This is a genomic window from Parolsenella catena (genome assembly GCF_003966955.1).
Classification (GTDB): Bacteria; Actinomycetota; Coriobacteriia; order Coriobacteriales; family Atopobiaceae; genus Parolsenella; species Parolsenella catena.
This window is the reverse complement of the sequence record NZ_AP019367.1, coordinates 1521153-1538940: the sequence shown is the minus strand read 5'-3', so window position 1 is coordinate 1538940 and position 17788 is coordinate 1521153. Positions and strand designations below refer to the sequence as shown.

Annotated in this window: 15 protein-coding genes; 6 read left to right on the top strand and 9 right to left on the bottom strand. The window is 67.3% G+C overall.

Annotated elements, in window-relative coordinates:
- Nucleotides 1–55 precede the first annotated feature (55 nt).
- Nucleotides 56–1321 carry a peptidase U32 family protein gene (locus Pcatena_RS06925; RefSeq protein WP_126422882.1) on the top strand — a complete coding sequence of 422 codons (1266 nt, stop codon included), beginning with the start codon at nucleotides 56–58 and terminating at the stop codon, nucleotides 1319–1321.
- Nucleotides 1311–2111, top strand: coding sequence for a U32 family peptidase (locus Pcatena_RS06920; RefSeq protein WP_126422880.1), 801 nt, complete (start codon nucleotides 1311–1313; stop codon nucleotides 2109–2111). Before Pcatena_RS06925 ends, Pcatena_RS06920 begins: the two co-directional genes overlap by 11 nt.
- Nucleotides 2112–2220: 109 nt before the next feature.
- On the opposite strand, the gene Pcatena_RS06915 is transcribed toward Pcatena_RS06920, so the two are convergent.
- The gene (locus Pcatena_RS06915; protein WP_126422879.1) at nucleotides 2221–4224 is read right to left on the bottom strand and encodes an elongation factor G; all 2004 of its coding nucleotides are present in this window, start codon (nucleotides 4222–4224) and stop codon (nucleotides 2221–2223) included.
- 222 nt (nucleotides 4225–4446) lie between these two features.
- Here Pcatena_RS06915 and Pcatena_RS06910 point away from each other — a divergent pair, with 222 nt between their 5' ends.
- Nucleotides 4447–4995, top strand: a complete 549-nt coding sequence (locus Pcatena_RS06910) for a DJ-1/PfpI/YhbO family deglycase/protease (RefSeq protein WP_126422877.1) — start codon at nucleotides 4447–4449, stop codon at nucleotides 4993–4995.
- Between the two features lie 409 nt (nucleotides 4996–5404).
- Here the strand turns inward: Pcatena_RS06910 and Pcatena_RS06905 are convergent, their stop codons facing one another.
- From Pcatena_RS06905 to Pcatena_RS06870, 8 genes are all read right to left on the bottom strand, one after another.
- Nucleotides 5405–6733, bottom strand: a complete 1329-nt coding sequence (locus Pcatena_RS06905; protein WP_126422875.1) for a homoserine dehydrogenase — start codon at nucleotides 6731–6733, stop codon at nucleotides 5405–5407.
- Between the two features lie 150 nt (nucleotides 6734–6883).
- Complete coding sequence (gene recQ / locus Pcatena_RS06900) at nucleotides 6884–8764, bottom strand: DNA helicase RecQ (RefSeq protein WP_126422873.1); 1881 nt, start codon at nucleotides 8762–8764, stop codon at nucleotides 6884–6886.
- Nucleotides 8761–9345 (bottom strand): NUDIX hydrolase, encoded by a 585-nt coding sequence (locus Pcatena_RS06895; RefSeq protein WP_126422866.1) that lies wholly within the window; start codon nucleotides 9343–9345, stop codon nucleotides 8761–8763. The genes recQ and Pcatena_RS06895 overlap by 4 nt, the downstream gene beginning before the upstream one ends.
- Before the next feature lie 53 nt (nucleotides 9346–9398).
- Nucleotides 9399–9773 carry a hypothetical protein gene (locus tag Pcatena_RS06890; RefSeq protein WP_126422864.1) on the bottom strand — a complete coding sequence of 125 codons (375 nt, stop codon included), beginning with the start codon at nucleotides 9771–9773 and terminating at the stop codon, nucleotides 9399–9401.
- Nucleotides 9766–11088, bottom strand: a complete 1323-nt coding sequence (locus Pcatena_RS06885; protein ID WP_126422862.1) for a Y-family DNA polymerase — start codon at nucleotides 11086–11088, stop codon at nucleotides 9766–9768. The genes Pcatena_RS06890 and Pcatena_RS06885 overlap by 8 nt, the downstream gene beginning before the upstream one ends.
- Nucleotides 11089–11216: 128 nt before the next feature.
- Nucleotides 11217–11702, bottom strand: a complete 486-nt coding sequence (locus Pcatena_RS06880) for a 6-pyruvoyl trahydropterin synthase family protein (protein ID WP_126422860.1) — start codon at nucleotides 11700–11702, stop codon at nucleotides 11217–11219.
- A 26-nt stretch (nucleotides 11703–11728) separates the two neighbouring features.
- A complete protein-coding gene (locus Pcatena_RS06875; RefSeq protein WP_126422858.1) occupies nucleotides 11729–12061 on the bottom strand; it encodes a helix-turn-helix domain-containing protein in 333 nt (110 codons plus the stop codon).
- Nucleotides 12062–12165: 104 nt separating this feature from the next.
- On the bottom strand, nucleotides 12166–12687 hold the full coding sequence (locus Pcatena_RS06870; protein ID WP_126422856.1) for a nitroreductase family protein: 522 nt from the start codon (nucleotides 12685–12687) through the stop codon (nucleotides 12166–12168).
- 121 nt (nucleotides 12688–12808) lie between these two features.
- Here Pcatena_RS06870 and Pcatena_RS06865 point away from each other — a divergent pair, with 121 nt between their 5' ends.
- From Pcatena_RS06865 to Pcatena_RS06855, 3 genes are read left to right on the top strand one after another with little or no spacing between them, the layout of a single operon-like run.
- Nucleotides 12809–13978 (top strand): exonuclease SbcCD subunit D, encoded by a 1170-nt coding sequence (locus Pcatena_RS06865; RefSeq protein ID WP_126422854.1) that lies wholly within the window; start codon nucleotides 12809–12811, stop codon nucleotides 13976–13978.
- Entirely contained in the window at nucleotides 13979–17242 is a 3264-nt protein-coding gene (locus Pcatena_RS06860; protein WP_126422852.1) for an AAA family ATPase, read from the top strand.
- 4 nt (nucleotides 17243–17246) lie between these two features.
- The gene (locus Pcatena_RS06855; RefSeq protein WP_126422850.1) at nucleotides 17247–17738 is read left to right on the top strand and encodes a low molecular weight protein-tyrosine-phosphatase; all 492 of its coding nucleotides are present in this window, start codon (nucleotides 17247–17249) and stop codon (nucleotides 17736–17738) included.
- Nucleotides 17739–17788: the final 50 nt, after the last annotated feature.

The following is a 17788-nucleotide window of genomic DNA, read 5'->3' as shown; positions in this document are numbered from 1 at the left end:
GGCGGCGGGGGCCAACTGTCATCGCGGCTGCTGCCACCTGCTAGACTCGTGAGCCGTGACCGAGAAGAGAAACATACCAGAGCTGCTGGCTCCCGCCGGAGACCGCGAGGCGTTCCTCGCCGCCGTCGCGGCGGGGGCAGACGCCGTCTACTGCGGCGTTACGGGCCAGCTCAATGCGCGTCGCCGCGCGGGCGGCATCGTGCCTGGGGAGCTTGCCGAGCTGTGCGGCCTGGCGCATGGCCGTGGTGTGCGGGTCTACGTGACGATGAACGTCGTGGTGAAGCAGGCCGAGCTCGCGGGCGCCGTTGAGGCGGCCGGGCGCGCGCTTGCCGCCGGTGCCGATGCCCTCATCATCCAAGACCTGGGCTTTCTCGCCTCCGTGCGCCAGGCGTTTCCCGAGGCCGAGATTCACGTCTCCACCCAGGAGAACGTCCACGACGCGCGGGGCGTGCTTCTCTGCGAGGAGCTGGGCGCCAGCCGCGTGACGCTCTCGCGCGAGTTGCCGCTGACAGAGATTGCGAGAATTGCCACCGAGACGAGCGCAGAGCTCGAGGTGTTCTCGCACGGGGCAATTTGCCCCAGCTACTCGGGGGTGTGCATGCTCTCGAGCTTCCTGCGTGAGGGGCGCTCTCCCAACCGCGGGTTGTGCGCCCAGCCGTGCCGTCTGCCGTTTGACCTCGTGGACGAGGCGGGCGTGCGCCTGCAGCCGGCCGCGCGCGAGCGTGCCCTGTGCACGCACGACAACTGCGTCATCGAGGACCTCGCCGCGATGGCGCGCGCAGGCGTGGCCTCGCTCAAGCTCGAGGGCCGCATGAAGCCCGCCGCCTACGTGTGGGCCGTGACCTCGGCATATCGCTCCGCGCTCGATGCGCTCGCGCGAGGCGAGGAGGGTGTGTCGCCGGCGGTCCGGCGTACGCTCAAGCGCAGCTTCAACCGCGGCCTCACGGACGCGTACCTTCGTGGTGTGTCGGACAACGAGCTCATGAGCTATGAGCGCAGCGGCAACCGCGGCGAGCTCGTGGGCGTGCTCGAGCGCTTCGAGCCTGAGCCGGGCTTTGAGCCGCGGGACGGCCAGCAGATGCGCGGCACCGTGGTGCTGCGCCTGGACGCGCCGGTGGACGCCGGCGACTCGCTTGAGCTGCGGCCCGTTGATGATCCGGAGCGCTTCATGGTCGTGACGGCTCCCGAGCCGTGCGAGGCGGGCGGCGAGCTGCGCTGTCACGTTCGTCGTCCCATGCCACGGGGCGCCGAGGTGCGTCTCACGAGGAGCGTGGCGCTTCTTGATGCGTCGGCAAGGGCGGTGAGCGAGCTTGAGCGCTAGTTGTGAGGTTTGCGCGCTTGTGAAGCGCGTCGAGGATGCCGCAGCCATGCGAGAGGCTGGCGCCACGTGTATCTACCTCGATGCTATTGACGTTGAGCCCACGAGTGGGCTGCTTGCGCATGTGGCCGAGGAGGGCCTCGTTCCCGTGCTGGACGAGGTCTGCCATGAGCCGGACCACGCCCGTCTCGACCCATGGGTGCGTGCCGGCCTGCCGGTTGCGGTAGGCAACCTCTCGGGGCTCTCGCTTGCCCGCGAGTGTGGCGCCTTGGCAGAGACGCGCTCCTGCATTCCCGTGCACAACACGTCTACGCTGCGGCTTATTGGCGATCTTGGCGCTCGGCTCGCCTGGCTGTCTCCGGAGCTCTCGCTTGATGAGGCGTGCGAGCTTGCGCGAGCGCATGCCTTGCCGTTTGGCGCGACCGTCTATGGGCGTCCGCGCATCATGACGTGCGAGCACTGCGTGATGCAGGTGGCCTACGAGTGCGATCGCGACCACGCGACGTGCCCTCATCGCTGTGACCCGCATTGGCTCGTGAACATCGATGGCCGCCGTTTGCCCGTGCGTACGGACGCGCGCGGGCGCTCCCGCATCTACCTCGATGAGCCTCTCGACCTCGTGCCTTATGCGACTAACCTTGCCGAGGCGGGCGTTGCCCGTCTGCTCGTTGACGCGGCGTCGACGAGTGTTGACGAGGCCTGCGATGCACTCGCGAGGCTTCGTCGCGCGCTTGCCGGGGAGAGTGTGGAACGGCACGGCATCGAGGGCCTTGCTCAAACTGGCGTTGAGTAGCTAGCCTCCCGCACAACGTTCCAAGGTGGCGAGGCGCCCCCTGCGGCGAGGCACCCCCCCTGCGGCGAGGCGCCCTCGGGCCGAAATGCCCCATGCCGAGCCGCGCCCTCTATCGCCCAGCCTCGGCCATGACCTCTGCCGCTGAGCGCCAGGGACGCAGTCGCGACGGGTCAACCTCGACATGAGCATGCTCCGGCACCTCATGCCACTTGACGGTGTACCCCGCGCCATGACTGCAGAAGACGGAGTCGGGGGTGTTCGGAAGGTCTGCCTCCGGGTCGTACCCAGCTTCCTCAATGACGTTCTGCGAATCGTGACACGGCTCATAGCCGGAGAACTCGAGGGAGATCCTTCCCTGGCCACTTGTGTATTCGGCGAGCTGCAGGGCGTAGTCGCCGAGCTCAGACGCGGGAACCTCGCCTGTGAGCCGAGCCTCGTCACCCATCTGCTCGGGAGAGCCGAAGCGTGCGGACATCCTCGTGAGGTCAGACATCGCACGGCCGACCTTGTCCGTGGGCAACTCGAGCTCAAACGCGTACCACGGCTCCAGCAGCATGCATTCTCCGAGCTCGCGGGCAGTCATGAGCGCCTGTCGCATTGCGCGGTAAGTCGCCTGCCTGAAATCGCCGCCCTCGGTGTGCTTGAGGTGGGCGCGGCCCCCAACGAGGGTTATGCGAACGCCGGTCACGGGCACACCGGTGAGAACGCCAACGAGCTCTCGTTCCTGCGCGTTTGTGAGAATGAGGCGCTGCCAGTTGCGGTCAAGGTCATCCTCAGAGCACTCGGAGCCAAACGTCACACCGCCGCCGCGCGGTGCTGGGTCAAGGCGGAGATGAACCTCGGCGTAGTGACGCAGGGGCTCGAAGTGGCCAATGCCCATGACTGGCCTCGAGATGGTCTCCTTGTACAGGATGCTGCCCGGGCCAAAGTCGATATCGAGGCCAAACCGACGCGCCATGAGGTCGCGGACGACCTCGAGCTGGACCGCCCCCATAAGCCTCAGGCGAATCTCCTGCAGGTGCTCGTCCCAGGAGACGGCGAGCATGGGGTCCTCCTCGGCAAGCTCTCGCAAGGCGCTGAGTACCGTGTGGATGTCGGCGTCACCCGTGAGCACGCCGTAGGTGAGGACGGGCGCCAAGGTGGGACGCTCCGGTGCGGGTTCGGCGCCCAGCGCATCGCCTGGGCGAACATGCGAGAGGCCCGTTACGGCGCAGACGCCGCCGGCGGAGGCGTTTGATATGGGTTCGAAACGCGACCCCGTGTAGATGCGGAGTTCGTTGATCTTCGCGGACCAGGGGATGCCGTCCGTCACACCGTCTACCTGCTGGCGGGCGTGGAGTTCGCCGCCGGTGATCTTGAGCCAGGCGATTCGCTCGCCGCGGTCGCCACGGCTTACGCGATACACGCGAGCGGCGAACTCGCCGGGCCAGGTGCGGTCGGGCGCGAGCTTGGCGATAGCATCCAAAAGCTCGGCCACGCCCTCGTTCTTGAGGGCCGAGCCAAACAGACACGGAAAGACGTGGCGCTCGGCGAAGAGGCGTCGAGTGGTCGCGTCGCTGAGCTCGCCCGTCTCGAGAAACTCCTCGAGCGCCGTCTCGTCCGTCATGGCAGCGGCTTCGCCGGTTAGCTCCTCGATGGGGAGACATCCCTCGGAGAGCTTTGCGCGCAAGGCCGCGACCAGGGCGTTGTTCTCGGCGAGAGAGCCCGCGTCAGGCAGAAGGTCTACCTTGTTCGCGAAGATGATGGTGGGGATGCCGTGACGCTCAAGCAGGCGCCAGAGAGTGCGGGTGTGACCCTGGATGCCGTCATTTGCGCCTACGACGAGCACCGCGAGGTCGAGGGCGGCGAGCGTCCGCTCCGCCTCGGCGGAGAAATCGACGTGACCGGGGGAGTCCACCAGCGTGATCGCGGTGCCTGCGTGCACGAGAGCCGCCTGGGAGGAGAAAATCGTGATGCCACGGTCGCGCTCCATGAGGTCGGTGTCGAGGTGGGAGTCACCGCGGTCGACGCGACCGCAGGTGCGGATGGTGCCCGCGTCGAACAGCATCGCTTCTGCGAGCGTTGTCTTACCTGCGTCAACGTGCGCCAATATGCCGACAACCGTATGCCTCATGGTCCCCCGAGCGTTGAGTGCGTATGAAAGGCCATCGTGCCTCTCGCGGGCTCGATGGTCAATACGTGCGTACTCCAATATGCGTCGAGTATTTCGACCCAACTGTCACCGACTATCGGGCGCCGTCTGTCGTTATATCGGCTTAGTTTTTGATGCTCCCGGATATGGTTCTCGTGTTGGATGAATCGATGCGGGCTTGTGCCCGCGAGGGGGGGGGATACGATGGCAGATCTTACTGGCAAGCGCGCTCTCGTCATCGTCGAGGGCTATGGCACTGAGGAGCCTGAGCTTCTCCAGCCCGTCGAGTTCCTGCGCGAGCGCGGCGCTGAGGTTGATATCGCCGCAGCTCAGAACCCGATCGACTGCGTGACGGGCGACCGCTATGACTCGCAGCAGATCATTCCTGACAAGATGCTCGCGGAGACTGGGGCTGAGGGCTATGACGTGTTGATCGTTCCCGGCGGCACCGTCAACATGGATCGTCTGCGCATCAACCCGGAGGCGCACCGCATCATGCGTGAGTTCATGGAGGCCAAGAAGGTCGTCGCGTGCATTTGTCATGGCCCGTGGCTGCTCGTGAATGCCGGCGTTGCCGAGGGCAAGACCGTGACCAGCTGCGAGTTCAATCGCATTGACATGGAGAACGGCGGTTTCGTATGGGTTGACGAGGAGGCTCACGTCGATGACTCTGACGGCCAGACGCTCATCACGAGCCGCTGCCCGGATGACCTGCCGGCGTTCTGCGCCGCCATTGAGGCTGCTCTGGCGTAATGCGCAAGTCTCGGAGGTGATTCGCCCGCCGGCGGTGCGCCTCGTGGGAGCTTGCTAGCGACGAGTCAACAAAGACCACTTTGATGGGGCTGCTGTCCGGATGGGCGGCAGCCCCTTTTGTGTGCTTCTGAGCTGCGGAATAGCATATAAATCATATTCATAACAAATGATAGCTGCATAGAGATTGGCTCATCTACCTGCCTTATGACATATATGTCATATGGTTCGAGTCAAAAGGCGCGGTCGGCGCATAAAGCAAACGCGCCGGCAGCTTGCTCTTGGCGGCTGCCGGCGCGTCATTCTCGCGCGGTATGTTGGTGCGCTCGGTGGTTGGATCGCTGTGCTCAAGCTCTGGCGACTGAATCTAGTGCCCCGGCCATTACGACTGGGCTGAGCGGTTTGGTTTGTCTTAGTTCGCCATAACCCCGTCAGACCAGGCGGCCGTGTCCTCGATGCGCAACACGTTGGCGACATTGCGCACGCAGCTGGCCTCGGCGAGCTCGGCTGCTGCGGCCTGCATGTTCTTCTCGAGCGCCTTGTGCGTGAGGAAGATGACGGAGCAGGCGTCGCTGTCTGCCGCACCGTCCTCGAGCTGGTTGATGAGGCTGATCGAGATCTCATGCTTGGCGAACACGTTGACCGTCTCGGCGAGCGCGCCCACGCGGTCTGCCACGGTGAGGCGCACGTAGTACTTCGTCTCGAGCTCGTCCATAGGGCGCAGCGGCAGCGTGTGGGAGAACGGCTCGGCCTCGGGCAGCGGCGTGGCCCCCTTGGAGATGGGGTCCGCGAGCGTCATGATGTCGCCCACGACGGCGCTTGCCGTGGGGAAAGAGCCGGCGCCGGCGCCGTAGAACATCGTCTCTCCCACGGCGTCGCCCACCACGTAGACGGCGTTCATGGCGCCGGAGACCTTGGCGAGCTGGTGGTCGAGCGGGATCATCGTGGGATGCACGCGCACGTCCACGCCGTCCGCCGTCCTGCGGGCGATGCCGAGCAGCTTGATGGTGTAGCCAAGGTCGTGCGCCACGGCGATGTCCTCGGCGGCGATGGTGCGAATGCCCTGCTGGTAGACGTCATCGGTGGTCACGCGCGTGCCAAAGCCGATGGACGCGAGGATGGCCGTCTTGCTTGCGGCGTCAAAGCCGTCGACGTCGGCGGAGGGGTCTGCTTCGGCGTAGCCCTTGGCCTGCGCATCGGCAAGGACATCGGCGTAGTCGGCGCCCTCGGACTCCATGCGGCTGAGGATGTAGTTGGTGGTGCCGTTGAGGATGCCGGCGATGGTGAGGACCTTGTTGCCCACGAGGTCGCGCTCGAGCGTGCTCACGATGGGGATGCCGCCGCCACAGCTCGCCTCGCACTTGAGCTGGACGCCGTTCTCGCGCGCCTTGGCGGCAAGCGCCTCGACGTGGCGGCCGAGCAGGGCCTTGTTGGCGGTGACGACGTGCTTGCCGGCCGCGAAGGCGGCCTCGTAGATCTCCGTGGCGGGATGCTCGCCGCCGATGAGCTCCACGACGACGTCAACGGACGGGTCGGAGACGACGTCGTGCCAGTCGGTGGTGAAGGCGTCGTCCGGGATGCCGCAGGCACGCGCCGCCTGCGCGTCGAGGGCGCAGGCACGGGCAATGCCCAGGTCGATGCCGTAGTTTGCGACATAGTCGTCGTGGTGGGAGAGGATGAGACGAGCGACGCCGCCGCCCACGGTGCCCAGGCCGATGATGCCGACGTTCACGGTGCGCATTGGATCTCCTTCGCGTGTGACGGGCGTGGCGCCCGCTGCGTATGGCCTAACGTTCGAAATTGTAGCCGAGCGTGGGTGTGCGAGGGTTTCCGGTGTGTGTCGGCCTTCCTGCGCCTCGCCGCCTTTCTGGTTTGCGCCCGGTGGTGCCTCCTAGTCTTCTTGTGCGATGAGCTGGAGGAACGCCTCCCCATACCGCTCGGCCTTCTTGGCACCCACGCCCGATACCTCGAGGAGCTCCTCGCGCGTTGCGGGACGCTTGCGGCACATGTCCTCGAGCGTGGCGTTGTTGAAGATGAGGTAGGGCGGCACCTGCTGCTCGCGCGCGAGCTCGGTGCGAAGCGCCCGCAGCCTCTCGAACAGCTCGGCCTGCTCGGGCGTGAGGTCTGGCATGTCCTCGCCGGCCATGCCGCGGCTGCGCCTCTCGCGGCGCGGGGCCTTGGGCCTGCCCTTGGCGACGCGCATGATGAAGGGCTTGTCGCCCTTCATGAACACGACACCGCGGCCCGCCAGCGCAAGGGTTGGGTAGTCTCCCTGCGTGCGCGTGAGAAACTCCCGGTAGACGAGCTCGTCGATGAGGGCGCGGATGCGCGGCACGGGCACGTCCGCCATGATGCCGTAGGTGGACAGCTCGTCCCAGCCACGCTCGAGGACCCGCTGGGCGCGCGAGCCTCTCAGGATGTCCACGATCGAGCCCGCGCCCACGCTCGTGGCCGGGCTGCCGCAGGCGAGTGCGTGCTGTCGCACGCGCGCCACGCAGCTCAGGACCTTGAGCGCGTTCGTGCGCTCGTCTACCTCCTCGTAGTCCGCGAGGCAGTTGCCGCAGTTGCCGCAGTATGCGGGAGCCTCCTCGCCAAAGTAGCGCAGGATGAAGGAGCGCAGGCAGTCCGTGGTGGTCGCGTAGAAGACCATCTGGCGCAGCCGCTGCTCGTCTGCCTCGCGCATGGCCTGGAGCTGCTCGGGCGTGAGGTCTGTGCGCTCGGTGCGACTCAGGAGGAACTCCGCGGTGTGGACGTCTCCGGGCGAGTAGAGCAGCAAGCACTCGGCCCTCGTCCCGTCTCGGCCGGCGCGACCCGCCTCCTGGTAGTAGTTCTCGAGCGAGAGCGGCAGGTTGTAGTGGGCGACGTAGCTCACGTTGCTCTTGTCGATGCCCATGCCAAAGGCGTTCGTGGCCACCATGACGGGGGCGCGGTCATAGATGAAGTCGGCCTGGTTGCGCTCGCGCTCCTCGGCCGGCAGACCTGCGTGGTAGCGCGTGGCGGCGATACCGTTCTCGCGCAGCATGTCGCAGACGTCCTCGACGGCTCGGCGGCTCATGCAGTAGACGATGCCCGACTTTCCCTCGCGCTCCCGCACGAATGCGAGCAACGACTCGTCCTTTGCGCGCCTGTTCGCGGGGCGCTCCACGGAAAACGAGAGGTTGGGGCGGTCGAAGCTCGCCACGACGCGCAGCGGGTCATGAAGCCCGAGTGTGCCCTCGATGTCCTCGCGCACCTGGCGTGTGGCGGTTGCCGTGAGCGCCATGACGGGCGGACGCGTGGGCAGGGCCTCGATGAAGTCGCGGATGCGCTGATAGCTGGGGCGGAAGTCGTTCCCCCACTGGGAGATGCAGTGTGCCTCGTCCACGGCGAGCAGGCTGAGGCCATGGCTGCGGACGATGTCGAGAAACGCCGGGTCGTCAAGGCGCTCCGGGGCCACGTAGACGATTGCGAGCAGCCCCCTCGCCATGTCGCCAAGCAGCTGCTCGCGCTCATGGGCGCCAAGTGAGCTGTTGAGGCACGCTGCGGGAACACCGAGCTCGCGCAAGGCCATGACCTGGTCTGACATGAGCGAGATGAGCGGCGACACCACCAGCGACAGGCCGCCGAGCGCAAGCGCCGGAACCTGGTAGCAGATGGACTTTCCGGCGGACGTGGGCATGACGGCCATGACGTCGCGCCCGCCGATGGCGGCCTCCACGATTCTCTCCTGGTGGGGGCGAAACGTTGGGTAGCCAAACGTCTGGTGCAGGATGTCGATGGGGCGGGCGCTCATCGGCGGGCTCCCTTCTCTGGCGAGGGCGGCTCTATGAGTCCGCGTGCGACGGCGCGTGCGTAGGCGGCCAGCCCCGCTCCGTGTCTGAACTCGCCGGAGGCGATGAGAGCCGCAAACTCGGCGAGCGTGGCCTCGCGGCCGCGGATGCTCTCGCTGGGGTCTTGATGCGTCTCGCCGGCGTGGGCGTCGCAGCGGGCGAGGAACAGGTGGATGGTCTCTGCCGTGGCTCCTGGCGAGGGATGGAAGGGCCCGAGGTCCACGAGCTCACGGGCCGTGTAGCCGGTTTCCTCGGCAAGCTCGCGCTTGGCCGTCTGGACCGGTTGCTCGCCCGGGTCGATGGCGCCTGCCGGCAGCTCGACCTGAACGCTGTCCGTGGCCGGCCTGAACTGGCTGATGAGCACGGTGCGGGCGTCCGGTCCCTCGCCGATGACGGGCAGGATGCAGACGCCTGGCCGTATGCGCAGAAACGAGTAGGGGAACTCCCCGCCATTGATGCGGAGGCATCCCACTGAGACCTGGAAGCGGTCTGCGTCCAGGCTCTGCTGCTCTGTGTAGGTGGCCTTGCTCGCGCTTGCGTCCATTGGCTCTCCCTTCCGCGTGGCTACCCTCGATTGTACGCGCCGTCATCGATGCCCTAGCGCTGCCAGTCGAGCTCCCATATGTCCTCGAACAGGATGCGTGGGCCGGGAGCTGCGCCCCTCCCCGCAAGCTCGAGCGTCCGAAACGTTGCGTCTACCTGGCGGACTACGCCGGAGGTGGTCACGTAGGCGCTGTGGGCGTAGTGGACCACGGAGATGACATCTCCCTTGCGCAGACGCGCGAGCATGCGCGATATGCGCTCCGCCCGCTCCTCGGTCATGGCGTGCCGGGGTTCGGCCGTGCGCTCCTGCTCGCGCACGAGGTCGTAGTAGCCGTTGAGTGCCGAGAATGGCATGAACTGCGAGACGTCCGAGGCGTGCGCGGGACGCGCCGCGGGCGATGACGTGCTTCCGAGTCTGCTGCTATGCATTGTGGCCTCCCACCTGCGCGTTCCTGTCGCGGCCCGTGGCCTCCTCGCGGAAGCTCCTGCCGCGCACGAGCGCGTTCTTCCCAAAGCGTTGCTTCACGGCGATCGTCGCCTGCGTGAGGCGCCGCTCGCTTCTCTCTGCCTCCACGTCCGTGAAGAGCGTGAGCTCGGCGTCTCTCTCGGCAATGAGCGCCCCAAAGCCCAGACCCAGGCGCTTCACCATGCGCCCCTCGTCGATGACCTCGCCCCACAGCCGCTCGACCTCGTCCATGAGGGCCTCGCGAGACGACGTGTGCGCCACGAGCTTGTGGGAGGCCGCGGCGTGCGGTCCGCGGTGCGCGGCGGCGAGCTCCCAGTCCAGGTCCGTCATGTGGTAGCCGGCCCAGATGGACACGTGCCCGCAGGCCAGACGCTTGCCCACGAGCTCGAGCACGCCCTCGTCCACCATCTCGCGCATGACGGTGAGGGCCTCGCCCGCCATGTAGGGGCGCGTGAGCACCTGTCCCACGCTGATGGAGTGCTGCCGTGGCTCGTAGGACTGGATCTGGGCGATGGTGCAGTTCTCGATTCCGCGCGCGTGCTCCATGAGGTGCGTGGCGCCCACGCCAAACTCGCGGCGCAGCGTGGCCTCGTCCATGGCGACGATTCCGGCGAGGTCGCGCACGCCATAGCGCTGCTCGAGCCTCCTGGCGATGTTGGGGCCTATCTGCCAGATGTCGGTGATGGGGCGGTGGTGCCAGATCGTGGCACGGAAGCGCTCGCCGTCCAGCACGCCGATATGGCTCTCCTCGTGCTTCGCCTGGATGTCGAGCGCCACCTTGGCGAGGAACAGGTTCGTGCCCACGCCGGCGGTGGCGCAGATCCTCGTCTCGCGGTACACCTCGTCCATGAGCATGCGCGCCAGCCCCACGCCGTCCGTGTCATAGAGCGAAAGGTAGGGCGTGGCGTCGATGAAGCATTCGTCAATGGAGTAGACGTGGATGTCTTCTCTGGCAATAAATCGCAGGTAGATGCTGTATATCTGCGCCGAGACCTCCATGTAGCGCTTTATGTGGGGGCGTATGGCGCGGTAGTGGATGGTCTTGGGAATCTGGAACAGTCGCGGCCTGCCCGAGAGCCCCTTGGCCTTGATGGCCGGAGAGAGCGCCAGGCAGATGGTGCCCGAGCCGCGGCTCGTGTCCGCCACGACGAGGTCCGTCTCGAACGGGTCGAGCCCAAGGTCCGCGCACTCGACGGAGGCGTAGAAGCTCTTGAGGTCGATGCACAGGTAGACGTGCCCCGTGTCCGTGGGGTCGCCCGTCTGGGATGCGCCCTGCATGGTCCTCACCTCCGCTTGCAAACACGTGTTCGTATCTCGCGAATCACATAATGCATCGGATTGCGGACAATAAGCAAGGGGGCCTTCGCGTCCACAAAGGCCGCACGGCGTGTTCGATGGGGGCGAGGCTATCTGCCCACGTGGCCGTCCCTTGCGTAGAAGGCGCGGTTGTTGGGCGTCTCGTCCACCTCGACCTGCGAGACGGGCAGGCCGCGCTCGGCGAGGCGGTCGAAGAACCATCGGGCGAGGTTCTCGGCCGTGGTGCGAAACGGCAGCATGGTGAGCGAGAAGCCCTCGCCCTCGAGCGCGGCCACCGTGGCGGGCGCCAGCGAGCCCTCCTCGACGAGGAATGTGTGGTCGAGCTCGTCGGCCACCTCGGCGACTGTGCGCTTGAACACGCCAAAGTCCACGACCATGTCGCGCATCGTGCCCGCGGCCGTGCTCGTGCCGTCGTCTCGCAGCTCGCCTGCGCCGTCGTGCGCCCCCTGGAGCCGTTCCACCTCGATCGTGGCCACGACGCGCCAGCGATGGCCGTGGAGGTTCTCGCACTTGCCGTAGTAGTCCGTGAGGAAGTGGGCGCCGTCGAAGTGCGCCTCGGCCTGAAGTCCGTACATGGAGCCTCCCTGGAGCGTCTGCGCCACTAGGGGCGCGCGGGCGGGAGCTCCTCTGGGTACGTGGCACCGGGCAGCTCCGCCGTGTCTGTGACGGAACTATCGTACTCGACCACAAGCAACTGACCCAGGTCGGTGCCAAAGGCGCCCGCGAGCGATATCAGCGTGGAAAGGCGCGGGTTGACGGGCTTGTCCTTCTTGGAGATGCCGCGCTCGAATCGCTGGTAGGTGTTCGTCGCCATGCCCGCGCGCTCGGCCGCCTGCTCCTGCGTGAGTCCGCTCCTCTCGCGGAGGTCTCGAAGGTGCAGGGCAAGGCTGCGCGCGATGTCGCGCTGGATGGCATGTGGGTCGGAAGTAGGCATGCCCACAATATGTGCGGACACATGCGGTGGCACCACAACTTATAAGTGGTATTCCAACTTTTAAGTTGTGTGGCGCAGGCCAAGGCGAGTGTCAGAAGCGGTGCCTACCTGCCGTAGCTCTCGCGGAAGAACAGCTCGCTGGCGTCATGGCGGCGGGCGTGCAGCGATGTGGGGTGGCTGCGCTCGCTGGGGTAGCCGAGTGGCATGACGCCGATGATGCGGAAGTCGCTTGGGACCGAGAACTGGCGCCTGAGCTCGCTTGGGTCGATGAGCCCCACCCAGCAGCTGTGGACGCCCAGCTCGCTGGCCTGCAGCATCATGTGCGTGGCGACGATGCTCGTGTCCACGACGCCAAAGTCCACGACGTCGGGATGCCTGCTTGCCACGGTCATGTCGTAGGCGAGCACGAGCACGGCTGGTGCGCCGAAGCGGCAGTCCGTGCAGCGGTCGATCTTCTCGAGCCCCTCGGGGCTCTGGACGACGAGGATGCGCTGCGGCTGCCTGTTGCGCGCGGTGGGGGCAACGCGGCCGGCCTCGAGGATGAGGTCGATCTTCTCGGGCTCGATGGGGGTTTGGGAAAAGCGGCGCTCCGAGTAGCGGTTGCGTGCGAGGTCGATGAACGCCATGGGCTCTCCTTTGGTTGCTGGTGGCGAGTGCGCTTTGGCCACTTTTCGGACGGGTGCACTTATTGTCAGGATAAGCCCCTAGAATCGTTCAAAAGGCGGGCGGCCGGAATCGGGAGGCGCCATGAGGCTTCTGCATATCGCGGACTTGCACATAGGCAAGCGCGTCTGCGAGTTCTCCATGCTGGAGGACCAGCGTCACGTGCTGTCGCAGGTGGTGGGGCTCGTGAGCGAGCGCGGGGTTGACGTGGTGCTTGTCGCCGGGGACCTGTATGACAAGTCCATGCCCAGCGCCGAGGCCGTGGCGCTCGTGGACTGGTTCCTCGAGAGCCTGGCGGCAACGGGCGCCCAGGCCGTGGTCATCCCCGGCAACCACGACTCCGCGGAGCGCGTGGCCTACGCATCCGGCCTTCTCGGTCGCCAGGGGATTCATGTCGCTCCGGTGTACGACGGGCATATCGAGCCCGTGCGCCTTGCGGACGAGCGTGGCGCGGTGGACGTGTGGCCCATTCCCTACCTGCACATCTCGACCGTGCGCCACTATTTCCCAGACGAGCAGATCTCGAACTACACGGATGCCCTGCGCGTGGCAATCGATGCCTGTGACCTGCGGCGCATTGATGACGAGGGGCGCCTGGTGCGCAACGTTGCCGTAGCGCACCAGTTCGTGACGGCCGGCGGCGTCTCTCCCGAGCGCTGCGACTCGGAGCTGTCCCTGGGCGGCATGGACAATGTGGACGCGAGCGTCTTTGACGCGTTCGACTACGTGGCTCTCGGACACGTCCACGGCCCTCAGCGTGTGGGCCGTGACGCGGTGCGCTATGCGGGCTCCATCCTCAAGTATTCGCTCTCTGAGTGGCGTGGGCAGAAGTCCGCCGTGCTCGTGGAGCTGGGAGAGGCTGGCGTGGAGCCGAGCACCGAACTCGTTCCCCTCGTTCCCCTCCATGATCTGCGCCGCGTCCGAGGCCCGCTTGAGCGGCTCGTATCGCCCGAGGTGGCGGGTGCGAGCGACGTGAGCCGCGAGGACTATCTCTATGCGGTGCTCACGGATGAGAATCCCGAGGTGGACGCCATGGCTCGCCTGCGCAACGTCTACCCCAACGTCATGAGCCTCGAGTACGACAACGCGCGCACCCGTGCGGCGGGCATCGCCGATGATGCCGCGCCCGCCGCCGACTCGGCGAGTCCGCTCGAGCTGTTCTGCGACTTCTACGAGCAGCAGAACGGCAGCGGCCTCACGGAGGGGCAGCTCGCGGCCGTGACGGAAGAGCTCGAGCGAATCGAGGCGCTCTAGATGAGACCAGCCAAGCTTACCATCAGCGCGTTCGGGCCCTACGCGGGCAAGGTGACCGTCGACTTCGAGAGACTCGGCGGCGAGGGCCTCTATCTCATCTGCGGAGACACGGGCGCGGGCAAGACGACCATCTTCGACGCCATATCGTTTGCCCTGTATGGCGTGGCGAGCGGCACAGACCGCACGGCGCGCAGCCTTCGCAGCGACTTTGCGGCCCCGGGTGCTGAGACGTACGTTGAGCTCGAGTTCGAGCACCGCGGGGGGCGCTACGTCATACGTCGCAACCCGGAGTACGAGCGCCCCAAGAAGCGCGGCAGTGGCATGGCGACGCAACTGGCCGACGCCACGCTCAGCCACGAGGGGGAGCCGCCCGTCACGGGCACACGCGCCGTCGACAAGGCAATCGATGAGCTTCTCGGCATCGACCGCAACCAGTTCTCGCAGATCGTCATGATCGCGCAGGGAGACTTCCGTCGCCTGCTCAAGGCGGACACGAAGGAGCGCTCCGCCATCATGCGCAAGCTCTTTGGCACGCAGCCCTACCTCAAGTTCCAGGACGCGTTGGCTGCGCGCAGCCACAAGCTCGAGGACCAGGCCAAGTCCACTCGCGAGCTCCTGCTTGCCCTCGTTCCCACGATTCAGGTGACGGGCGAGGAGCGCACCGGGCGCCTCGCGGGACTCGTGGACTCCGAGGCGCCCGACGCAGACGCCGCCCTTGCGCTGCTGCGCGAGCAGGGTGCCGAGGACGACGCGGAGCTTGCATGCCTCGAGGCCAAGCGGGCTCGGGGCGCGGCCGAGGTGGGGCGCCTCTCCGGGCTTGCCGAGCGCGCGAGCCAGCTCGAGCGGCAGCGTGTCGAGCTGCGTGGGACGAGGGAGGAGCTTGAGAGTGCCCGCGCTGCCGTGGAGCCGGCCCTCGAGGCTGTTGACGAGCAGAACGGGCGAGCGGATAAGCGCCGACGCCTTGCGGACCGTGCGGCCGTGATGGAGCAGGAGCTCTCGAGGTTCTCCGAGCTGGCGAGCGCCGAGGACGAGGAGCGTCGCGCGGAGTCTGACCTGAGCAAGGCCCGACGGGTGTCCGAGGGCGCGCGTGGTGCGCTGGACCGGGCCGATGCCAGCCTCGTGGCGGCCCGCGACGCGGCCGCGAATCTCTCGGACGCGCCGGCCGCCCTCGCTCGCGCCCAGGCCGAGAGGTCCGAGGCCGCGCGCCTGCTCGATGAGGCGAGAAAGACGCTTGATGGCGCGACGGAGCTCGCTCGCAGGCGAGCAGCACTGCCTGCGCTGCGCGCCGCCGCCGCGGGCGCACAGGACGCCCTGACGGGCCTTGAGGATGCTTCGCGCGATCTTGCGGAGGAGCTTGCGCGCGCACGTGATGAGCGCGATGGGCTCAAGGATACCCCCGCGGCGCTCGAGCGCGCTCGCTCCGCTCGCGACGAGCTCTCGCGCCAGGTCGACGACGTTCGCCTTTGGTATCGGAGCGCGACGAATCGCGAGAAGGCGCTGACCGAGGCAAATCGCAGGCTCGAGGACGCAAGGAGCGCCTATGCCGCGAGCGCGGCCAAGATGGAGCAGGCCCGTGCCGCGCATGCCGACAGGCAGCGCGCCTTCCTTGACGGCCAGGCGGGCGTGCTTGCGCGCGGGCTGGCCTTTGGCGCGCCCTGCCCCGTGTGTGGGTCGCTTGAGCATCCGCACCCCGCGGCCCTTGCGAGCGAGGTTCCCACGCAGGAGCAGGTGGATGCGGCGGCCGCCGCGCTCGATCGCGCGACCGCGCAGGCAACCGAGGCGTCCGCCGCGGCCTCGTCTGCCCTTGCCAACGCCGAGGCATGCGAGGCGGAGCTTGCGCGGGAGCGCGAGAGCCATGGGAGCTCGGACGAGCTGCTCGCAAAGGGAAAGGAACTTGCTCGCGACCTCGAGGCTGCCAAGGGAGAGGCCAAGGCGGCAGAGGGACGCGTGGGCGAGCTGAGGGATGCGGAAGCTCTCGTCACCCGTCTTGAGAGAAAGTCCGTGGCGCTCTCTGCGGAGCTCGAGTCTGCTCGCACCGCCTGTGACGAGGCGCGGGGCCAGCTGTCGGACGCCGAGGCATCGTGTCGCGAGTATGCGGCCACGCTCGTCGAGGCGGACGAGGGCGCTGCGCGCGCTGGCGTGGAGGAGGCCCGGGCGTGCCTGTCGCGTGCCGAGAAGGCGCTTGCGACGGCGAGCGCGGAGGCGAAGAGGCTGGAGTCTGCGAGGGAGCTCGTCTCGAGGCTCGAGGCCGGGCGTCCTGCCTTGGCTGCTGCCTGCGACGAGGCGGCTGCGGGCGAGGCCCAGGCCAGCTCGCGCCAGGCGGACGCCGCAGCCACGGTGCGCACTATCCGTGCGGGCCTTTCGCATGCGAGTGCCGAGGAGCTCAAGGGCGAACGCGCGAGGGTTGTCCGGGAGATCGAGGCGATTGACGCGGCCAAGCGAGCGGCGGACGAGAGGCTTGCGTCTGCCCAGGATGCGGTCACACGCCTCACCGAGCGCGTGGACTCGATCGTGGCGCAGGTCAGACATCTGAGCGAGGGTGGAGACGTCGATGCGAGCCAGGTCTCGGCCGAGCTGTCTGCCGCTCGCGAGGCGCAGACGGCCGTCGAGGACGAGCGCGCCCGGGTGTCGGCGCGGGCAGGCTCGAACGACCGGCTCGCGGGCGAGCTCGAGAGGCTTGGCGAGGGTGCCCGTGACGTTGCGGCCCGCTATGCCGAGATGGACGCGCTCGCGCGTACGGCCACGGGACGCCTTGCCGGCAAGCAACGCCTGAGCTTCGAGACCTACCTGCAAGCACGTTGGTTCGACCGCGTGCTCGCGGCGGCCAACAGGCGTCTCTCCACGATGACGGAGAACCGCTACGAGCTCGTGCGTCACAAGGGCGAGCGCCGTGGCGGCGGTGCGGCCCAGACGGGCCTTGACCTCGACGTCCTCGACTCGTTCACGGGCAAGCCCCGTGACGCCTCGTCGCTCTCGGGTGGCGAGACGTTCAAGGCGTCGCTTGCGCTGGCGCTTGGGCTCTCGGACGTTGTGCAGGCACATGCCGGCGGCATCGAGCTCGACACGATGTTCGTGGACGAGGGGTTCGGCTCGCTCGACCAGGAATCGCTTGCCCTCACGGTGCGCGTGCTCACGGGTGCCGAGAACAGCAACAAGCTCGTGGGCATCATCAGCCACGTCGACGAGCTGCGCGCGAGCATCGACCGCAAGATCGTCGTCGAGCGAGGACGCAGCGGCTCGACGCTGCGCATCGAGGAGGGATAGGCCCATGCACCGCATCCTGTTCGTCTGTCTCGGCAACATCTGTCGCTCCACGATGGCCCAGTTCGTCATGACCGACCTCGTGAGCCGCGCCGGCCGAGCCGATGAGTTCGTCATCGACTCGGCGGGCACGAGCGACGAGGAGCGCGGCAACCCGCCGCACCACGGTACCGTCTCCAAGCTGCGTTCCGTGGGCGTCCCCGTGCTTGCGCATCGCGCCCGCCGCGTGCGCGCCGGTGAGTACGGCAACTGGGACCTCGTCGTCTATATGGACGAGGACAACGGCTGGTCGCTCAACCGCATCTTCTCGGGAGACCCGGACCACAAGTGCGCCAAGCTGCTCTCGTACGTCCCCGAGGACTCGCCGCTTCGCCCCCGAGCCCGCCTTCGCGACGGCTCGGTCCGTGACGTGGCCGACCCCTGGTGGACGGGCAACTTCGACGACACCTACCGTGACGTCCGTGCCGGCTGCGAGGCCCTGCTCGAGGCGCTCCGCTAGGCGCGTGGGCTGCGCCCCGAACTCACGCGGCGTACAATCACTCCTCGTAC